Below are 8,701 nucleotides of genomic sequence, written 5' to 3' on the forward strand. Positions count from 1 at the left end.
GGGCCCCGCGCCGTTCGCGTACCGACTACGCCTGGTCGCCGTCACTCACGAGACTCTGTCGAGCCTCAGCGAGCGCTGCCTCAGTCGCTGCCCGTTCGACCGCGTCCTCGTGAGCCGCGACACCAGCGGAGGCGTCCTGCCGGTCGCCAGCGTCCGCCGTCTCCGGCTCAAACGCATCAGCGACGGACTTACGGTCCGTGTTCGCGGCGCGGCCTGCTGCTGCGCCAGCTGCACTTCCCGTGACGACCCCGTTGAGCATGCCAACGAGATCCACACCGACGGTCTCGCGTGCCATCTCGAGCAGCCCCTTGAGGTTGCCCATCGCGTCGCCAGCGACGCGCGCGGTGCCGTCAGCCGACACGACGGTCATGCTGTCGATGCCAGCGATCGCCTGCGCGTACTCGCCCGCGATCTCGGGGAGACGGTGGATGAGCTCCTGCGCGAGCACGGCCTGCGACTGCGTCTCGAGCGCGCGAGCGCGCGCCTCGACGGCGACGGCCTCCGCGGTGCCCTTCGCCTGGATGGCCTCGGCCTCTGCCCGGCCCTCCGCCGCGACCGCCTCAGACGCGGCGATACGGGCGGCACGAGCCGCGAGACCCTCACGCTCGACCGCCTGCGCGCGACCGTCAGCGGCCGACACCGCTGCGGCAGCCTCTGCCTTCGCGAGCGCCTCGAGCCGGTACGCCTCAGCCTCGGCAACGGCACGCACATCTGCGTTGAGCTTCTCGGTTCGCAGCGACACCTCGCGCTGCGCGGTGATCTGCTGCTGCTCGACAATGGCCTGCTGCTGGATCGCCTGCTCGAGCGGGTCGGCTGCCTGCGCCTGCGCGTTTGCCTTGTCGGTCTCGGCCTGGATCTCGGCCTGGCGGAGCTTCAGCTCGCGGTTGCGATCGAGCAGCACCTTCTCGGCCGCGATCTTCGCTTCCTCCGAGGCCTGGTAGGCGTTCGTCTCGGCGATGTCCGCCTGCTGCCGAACCTTCGCGGCCTCCGGGCGGCCGATGTTCGCGATGTAGTCGGCGCCATCGCGGATCTCCTGGATCTGCAGCGTATCGACCACGAGGCCCTGCTTCGTGAGCGCCTCTTCGGCTGCCTCAAGCACGCTCTGCGCAACGACCGCGCGGTCGCGAATGATCTGCAGCACCGTCAGGCCACCGATGATGGAACGCAGCGAGCCCGAGAGCACCTCCTGCGTCGACTCGTCGATTTCGTCGGAGTTCGAGAGGAAGCGCTGAGCTGCCGCGCGGATCATTTCCTGCGTGCCGCCGACCTTCACGACCGCGACAGCCTGCGCCTGCATCGTAATACCGTCGGTCGTCTGCGCCTCGGTCGTGATCGAGAGCCTGCGCGACCGCAGCGAGATCGTGAACGACTTCTGCACGAACGGCAGCACGAAGACGCCGCCGCCCGTCACGACCTTCTGGCCGGAGAGGTCGCGGGTGGTCCCGCCCTGCGCGGCAGCTACCTCTTTGCCCTTGCCACCTGTGACAATGATCGCCTCGTCAGGCTTCGCGATGCGATACCGCTTGATGATGACGAGCGCGATGAGCACGAGCGCGATCACCGCGCCAAATACTCCCACGATCGCTGGGGTTATGAAGAACATGTTCCCTCCAAGGAAATTGAGTTGTGCGAGTGCCAGCGATGCCGCTGAAAGTTAGGTACCGGTTCCGGCGGGAGCCTGAGCGACTTCGACGCGCACCGACGTCGCCGTGATCGTCTGCACGATCCGCACGGTGGTGCCGCGCGCAATCGCCGCGTCCGCGGTTGCAGCGAGCGACACGCGCTCCCCGTGGCGGACAAGCGCGACCTCGCCGAGGCCGCCGGCTGGGATCGCGAGCACGACGCCGGCTTCGGACCCGACGAGCTCGTCGCCCGTCACCGCTGTTGATGATTCGGCGCTTCGAATGACCTTGCTCAGCCACCAGGCCGCAGCCCCGCCAAGGACCCCGGCCGCCGCGCCGAGAAGCCCCGCGATCGGTGTCGCGACCCCCACTCCGACGAGGCCGAAAGCCGTGAAGCCAAAGATCGCGGTGAACGCGGCGATCGTCGTGAGGCTCAGCGGCCCGTCACCGAAGTCGAACGCGTCAAAGATGCCGTCGAGCACCAGCGAGAGCAGTAGCAGCACGCCGCCGACCACGCCGATGACCAGGAATATCCCGCCGGCGAGCAACGACCCATCGAGCAGGCGGTCAAGCCAGTTCATGATCGCTCCCATAGCGCACCTCGTTCGTTGCTCATTCGATTGCCCCAAGCGTAGCAATCAAAGGGCACGCAGTGCGCGCTACAAGAGTCTGGAGCGAATCAGGAAGCGTTTCCCTTCCGGTGCCTCGAGCGAGAAGCCGGAGCCGCGGCCGGGCACCGCGTCAATCGTGAGGTGGGTGTGCGACCAGACGCCGAACTGCTCACGTGACATCCAAAACCCGATCTCGCGCGGATCGCCCTCGGCTGCGAGCGGCGGGAGTTCAAGGGTCCCGAGCAAAAGGTCTTGCCCGCCGGTCTTGAACTCGCCCTCCTGGTAACACATGGGAGCGCTACCGTCGCAGCAGCCGCCTGACTGGTGAAACATGAGCGGGCCATGCATTGTCCACAACTGGTCGATGAGCGCGATCGCATCCGGGGTGAAGGCGAGCCGGCTGTCGCTCTCGCCAGCAAGCTCGGGCCTCGCCTGGATAGCGCCTGGCACCTCGGGTGTGGCGGCCGCAGCCGGCTCGGCCGGCGCAGCGTCGGTGAGGTCGCACGCGGGCGCGGCAGCCGTGCGGCGGTGTTCCTGTGTCATGTTCAACCCCTCCTTCGTCGTAATGGGAAAAGGCCCCGGGGTTCATCCCCGGGGCCTCGTAGCTTAGGCGTTTGCGAGCCTGAGCACTATACGTCCATCGATCTTGCCGGCGCGCATCTCATCGAGCACGTCGTTCACATCCTCGAGCGGACGCTCGGCGACCGTCGGGTGGATGAGGCCTCGCGCATAGAAATCAAGCGCCTCGATCATGTCTTGCCTCGTCCCAACGATCGAGCCACGTATGGTCAGCCCCTTGAGCACAATGTCGAAGATCGGGGCGGGGAAGTCGCCCGGCGGCAGCCCGTTGAAGACGATCGTGCCACCGCGGCGGGTCATCCCGATCGCCTGGCCGAACGCCGAGGGGTGCACCGCCGTGACGAGCACGCCGTGCGTGCCGCCGGTTTCACGCTGGATCGCCTCGACGGGATCCTCCGTGAGCGCGTTCACGGTGATTTCGGCGCCGTGCTTCTTCGCGAGCGCGAGCTTGTCGTCAGCGATATCAACGGCAGCGACCCGCATCCCCATCGCGACCGCGTACTGCACCGCGATGTGGCCGAGCCCGCCGATGCCCGAGATGACGACCCACTGGCCGGGCAGCACGCCAGACACCTTTAGGCCCTTGTACACGGTCACGCCAGCGCAGAGCACGGGCGCCACCTCAACAGGGTCCGAACCAGCCGGCACCACCGCAGCATAAGTCGCATCCACGAGCATGTACTCGGCGAACGAGCCGTCGACCGAGTAGCCGCCGTTTTGCTGCTGCTCGCAGAGCGTCTCCCACCCCGTACGGCAGTGATCACAGTGCCCACACGCGGACCACAGCCATGCGTTGCCGACCAGGTCGCCAACCGCAACGTTCGTGACGCCATCGCCGACCGCTTCGACATAGCCAACACCCTCGTGCCCCGGGATGAACGGCGGAGCGGGCTTCACAGGCCAGTCGCCCTCGACGGCGTGCAAGTCTGTGTGGCACACGCCGGTGGTGAGGACACGAACGAGTGCCTGCCCGGGCCCTGGCGTTGGAACGGCCTGGTCGCCAAGGTTGAGCTGCTCGCCGAACGCCGGCACAGAGGCGGCGCGCATCGTGGATGTGGTCATGGGGGTGTTCCTTTCTCAGTGCTGCGACGCTGCAGCGGTGTGGTGGTGCCGAAGGTCGGCTGGTACTGCTGGTACTGCTGGGAGCCCCGGTGGCGGATCGGCGCGCGCGGATCCGCCACCGGGGTCGTGCGGGTTTAGAAGAATCCCTGCGAGTTCTGGCTGTAGCTCCAGAGCAGGTTCTTCGTCTGCTGGTAGTGGTCGAGCATCATCAGGTGGTTCTCGCGCCCGATGCCGCTCGACTTGTAGCCGCCGAACGCCGCGTGGGCTGGGTACGCGTGGTAGTTGTTCACCCAGACGCGGCCCGCCTGGATCGCGCGGCCTGCGCGGTACGCGGTGCCGCCGTCGCGGCTCCAGACGCCAGCGCCAAGCCCGTACAGGGTGTCGTTGGCGATGCGGATCGCGTCGTCAAAGTCGGTGAACGTGGTCGCAGACACGACGGGCCCGAAGATCTCCTCCTGGAAGATCCGCATCGAGTTGTCTCCGCGGAAAATCGTTGGCTGAATATAGTAGCCGCCAGCGAACTCGCCGCCGAGGTCATCGACGCCACCACCCGTGAGCACCTTCGCGCCCTCCTGGCGGCCGATGTCGAGGTACGACTTGATCTTCTCGAACTGATCGTTCGACGCCTGCGCACCGATCATGGTGTCGGTGTCGAGCGGGTTGCCGCGCTTGATGAGCTCGGTGCGCGCAACAACCTTCTCGAGGAAGTCGTCGGCGAAGGACTCCTGAATGAGCGCGCGCGACGGGCAGGTGCAGACCTCGCCCTGGTTCAGCGCGAACATTGTGAAGCCCTCCTGCGCCTTGTCCCAGAACGCGTCGTCTTTCGCCGCGACATCGTCGAAGAAGATGTTCGGGCTCTTCCCGCCGAGCTCAAGGGTCACCGGAATGATGTTCTCCGATGCGTACTGCATGATGAGCCGGCCCGTCGTCGTCTCGCCGGTGAAAGCGATCTTGCGGATGCGCGGGTTCGAGGCGAGCGGCTTGCCTGCCTCAGCGCCGAAGCCGTTCACGATGTTCACGACGCCAGGCGGCAGCAGGTCGCCGATGAGATCAAACAGCACCATGATCGATGCGGGCGTCTGCTCGGCCGGTTTCAGCACGATCGCGTTGCCTGCGGCGAGCGCCGGGGCGAGCTTCCAGACAGCCATGAGGATCGGGAAGTTCCAGGGGATGATCTGCCCAACAACCCCGAGCGGCTCATGGAAGTGGTACGCGACCGTGTCTTCGTCGATCTGCGAAAGGTTGCCCTCTTGCGCGCGGATCGCGCCCGCGAAGTAGCGGAAGTGGTCGATGGCGAGCGGGATATCTGCGTTGAGGGTTTCGCGCACGGCCTTCCCGTTGTCCCACGTCTCGGCAACCGCGATCATCTCGAGGTTCTGCTCCATGCGGTCGGCGATCTTGTTGAGCACGAGCGACCGCTCCGCCGGGCTGGTCTTGCCCCATGCAGGCGCCGCAGCGTGCGCGGCGTCGAGGGCGGCCTCGATGTCCTCCGCGGTGCCGCGCGCGACCTCGCAGAAGGTTTGGCCGGTGATCGGGGTGATGTTCTCGAAGTACTGGCCCTTGACGGGCGGAACCCATTCGCCGCCGATGTAGTGCTCGTACCTGCTTTTGAAGCTCACGAGCGAATCGGGCTGTCCTGGGAATGCGTAGACAGTCATGGTGCTACCTCTCTCTGACGTCGTTGTCGAAGTCCCCTGGCTGGTGTTGCCGGCCCTGGTACGGCAACACTAGGTCGCGGAAGGTTGCATCTAGGTTGCGGAGCACGCGCTGCGCGCGCTACCGGTCGTTGCTGGCGGCGATCGCTTCGAGTCTTGCGACGACGCGCGTGCGTTTGGGTGAGAGCGGGGGCAGCTCGTGCAGGAGCGCTTCCCACACCTGGGCGTCCTCGAACGCCCAATTGTGTGCGTACTCAAAGAGCAGTTCGACGGCTGCGGCCTGCAACATTGACTCCCGTAGCGTCGCGTCGACCTCGTTGCGCAACTGCTCAACCGCTGGCGCCTCGGAGGAGTGCAGCACTGGCCCCTCGTATGCGGCGAGCGCGAGCCGATGGGCGCCGCGTTCGAGCGCCTCGAGCGTTTCGAGGGCGTCGAGCCTGAGCGGCCCGCTCAGGCGGTATGGCCGCGACAGCAGCTCGATGCCGACCCGCTGCTGCGCGAGCCACTTGCGCAACCGAACGACTTCTGGCCGCAGGCTGTGTTCGGCGACCCCCTCGCCGTACACCGCCTCGGCGAGGGCTGCTGCGTTCAAACCGTGCTGGGCCTGCGCGAGGGCGACGAGGATCTCAGCGTGGCGACGCGCGACGGTCACAAAGCGCCCGCCGTGTTCGATGAGGGCCGGGTCGCGGCCGAGGAGCATGAGCCTGGGCGCCGCCTGCCGCGCTGCGCGATCGGCTGAGCCCATCGTGATCCGCCGCGGGGCACCGTGGCCGCGCTCGCGGCCGTGCTCGCGGCCGTGCTCACGTTCGAGTGCGGCACGCATGGCGTTGAGCTTGAGCTCCGCTTCGACTGCGGCGCGCGTCGCCTCGATGAGGGGAAGGATGTGCGGGGTTGCTGCGCCGTCGTCCCCGGTCACATCGATGACCCCGATGACCGCACCGGTCTCGGGTTCGTGGACGGGAACCGCTGTGCAACTCCACTGGTGCACCGCCCGGTTGTAGTGTTCGGCGCCGAGCACCTGGATAGATTCGTCGAGCAGCAGCGCTGCGCCAGGAGCCGACGTTCCGACCGCGTCCTCCGACCAGTCCGTACCAACAGCGAAGCCCATGCTCTCGGCCTTTGCACGCAGCCTCCGGTCGCCATCGATCCACAGGATCCGCCCGGCCGCATCACCAACAGCGACGACGAATCCCGCCTGCGTTGCTTCGTCGAGCAGCAGCCGGTTGATCACGGGCAGCACGCGCGCGATCGGGTGCAACCGCTGCAGTTCTTCAAGCTCCGCGGGCGAGAGCTGCCCCTCCCCCGGCGTGCGGTTCGGATCGACTGCGCGGCGCCGTGCACGCAGCCAGGAGTCGAGTACGACGGGCCGCAGCTCCGCTTGGGCAGCGAAGGTCTCGCGCGACTCCGGGTCGGCGACAAGGGCGTCGTCGGCGACGAAACGTTCGTGCGCTCGGGCAAGCAGAAGCCGGCGCTCACGAACCGATTCGCCACGCTGCAGGGCCTGCCGAGTATTACGCACTGACCCTCCTTCGCGCTCAGATGCTCCGAGGCTACAGGATCGGGCTACGGACGGCCACGGGGTGAACTCCCAGGGAGCCGCACCACGGAAGCGAGCAACGCTCGCGTGTAGTCCGCGGCGGGCGCAGTGAGCACGTGCTGCCCCTGTTCGACGACGCGTCCGCCGCGCAACACGACCACCGTGTCGCAGAGTTCGTTGACCACGGCAAGGTCGTGCGAGATGACGAGCAGGGCGATACCCCGCTCGATCCGCAGCCGGGTGAGGAGCGTAAGAATCTCCGCCTGCACTGACACGTCAAGCGCGCTCGTTGCCTCGTCGGCGATGAGCACGCGCGGGGACGTGGCGAGCGCTCTGGCGATCGCGACGCGCTGCCGCTGTCCCCCGGAGAGTTCGTGCGGGTAGGCGTCCGCGTGCGCAGCCTCGAGGCCGACCTCTGCGAGCAGTCCGGTGACTCGGGCAGCTGTGGTTGCCGAGCTCGCACGTGCCGCGTCGTGAGCCGTGAGCACCTCGGCGATGGCAGACCCGACACGCAGGCGCGGGTTGAGCGAGGAGACAGGGTCCTGCGGAATGAGCTGAATCGCGGCGCGTTCGGCCTTGGTGCGGCGGGGCGGCCGAGATCCACTGCCAGCCGCCAGCGGTGACCCCGCGAATGCCACCTCACCGGCAGACATTGGGAGCTCCCCGGCGATGGCGCGGGCGATCGTCGTCTTGCCAGACCCGGACTCGCCGACGAGGCCGAGCGCGCCGCGGAGCTCGAACGAGACCCCGGCTACCGCATCCGTGCCGCCGTAGCTGACCGCGAGGTCACGAACCGCGAGCGCGGGCGCACGGGTGCCTGCACCTGGCGCCTCGACCTGCGAGGAGGGCGCCGGTGGGTGTTCTCCCACCGGGGGGAGCTCCGGCACCGCGGCCAGCAGCTCGCGCGTGTAGGGGTGAGCCGGGCTCGCGAGCACCGCAGCGGTCTCGCCGGATTCGACGATCCGCCCGTCACGCATCACCGCGACCCGCTCGCACACGTCGGCGACGACCGCGAGGTCGTGGCTCACGAGCACGAGGGTCAGCCCGCGCTTGCGCCGCAGTGCGCCGAGCAGGTCGAGCACCTCCCGCTGGACCGTCACGTCGAGCGCGGTGGTCGGCTCGTCGGCGAGGAGCACGGCGGGGTTTCCTGCGAGCGCCATGGCGATGACGATGCGCTGCCGTTGGCCGCCCGAGAGTTCGTGCGGGTAGGAGCGGGCAATGCGTTCGATGACGGGGAGCCGCACATCGGCGAGGAGTTCACGCACGCGCGCTGAAGCGTCCGCCGCGCCCCCGGCGACGCAGGCCTCGCGCAGCTGGGTGCCGACGCGGGTGAGCGGGTCGAGCGCGCTCATCGGGTCTTGGAAGACCATGCCAAAACGGCCGCCGAGTGCGACCTCGCCTGACGCCTGCCTGGTGCTTGGCGGTAGGAGCCCGGCGATTGCGCGCAGAGTGAGACTCTTCCCCGACCCGGACTCGCCGACGATACCGAGGGCCTCCCCCGGCTCAACCTCGAAGCTCACCCCGCCCACCAGCGCCCGAGTTGGCAGTTGTTGTCGCTTGGCGGAGCCGGAACCGGCAACAACTGCCAACTCCACAGCGAGGCCGCGCACGGTGAGCGCCCCTTGGGGTGTTCCG

General features: G+C 67.8%; 7 protein-coding genes. All 7 read right to left on the bottom strand.

Going from position 1 to position 8,701, the window contains the following annotated elements; all coding sequences use genetic code 11:
- Nucleotides 1-25 precede the first annotated feature (25 nt).
- On the bottom strand, nt 26-1,603 hold the full coding sequence (locus SD72_RS13230; RefSeq protein WP_084767214.1) for a flotillin family protein: 1,578 nt from the start codon (nt 1,601-1,603) through the stop codon (nt 26-28).
- 51 nt (nt 1,604-1,654) lie between these two features.
- Nucleotides 1,655-2,203, bottom strand: coding sequence for a hypothetical protein (locus tag SD72_RS13235; RefSeq protein WP_042544941.1), 549 nt, complete (start codon nt 2,201-2,203; stop codon nt 1,655-1,657).
- 78 nt (nt 2,204-2,281) lie between these two features.
- Nucleotides 2,282-2,776, bottom strand: a complete 495-nt coding sequence (locus SD72_RS13240; RefSeq protein WP_084767215.1) for a DUF779 domain-containing protein — start codon at nt 2,774-2,776, stop codon at nt 2,282-2,284.
- Between the two features lie 63 nt (nt 2,777-2,839).
- On the bottom strand, nt 2,840-3,859 hold the full coding sequence (gene adhP / locus SD72_RS13245) for an alcohol dehydrogenase AdhP (protein WP_042544943.1): 1,020 nt from the start codon (nt 3,857-3,859) through the stop codon (nt 2,840-2,842).
- Nucleotides 3,860-4,008: 149 nt separating this feature from the next.
- Complete coding sequence (gene adh / locus SD72_RS13250) at nt 4,009-5,532, bottom strand: aldehyde dehydrogenase (RefSeq protein ID WP_042544928.1); 1,524 nt, start codon at nt 5,530-5,532, stop codon at nt 4,009-4,011.
- A gap of 118 nt (nt 5,533-5,650) precedes the next feature.
- A complete protein-coding gene (locus SD72_RS13255) occupies nt 5,651-7,048 on the bottom strand; it encodes a hypothetical protein (protein ID WP_052492694.1) in 1,398 nt (465 codons plus the stop codon).
- 44 nt (nt 7,049-7,092) lie between these two features.
- A partial coding sequence (locus SD72_RS13260; RefSeq protein WP_198141973.1) for an ATP-binding cassette domain-containing protein occupies nt 7,093-8,701 on the bottom strand: 1,609 nt, incomplete at its 5' end.

This window comes from Leucobacter komagatae, from assembly GCF_000834055.1.
Taxonomy (GTDB): Bacteria; Actinomycetota; Actinomycetes; order Actinomycetales; family Microbacteriaceae; genus Leucobacter; species Leucobacter komagatae_A.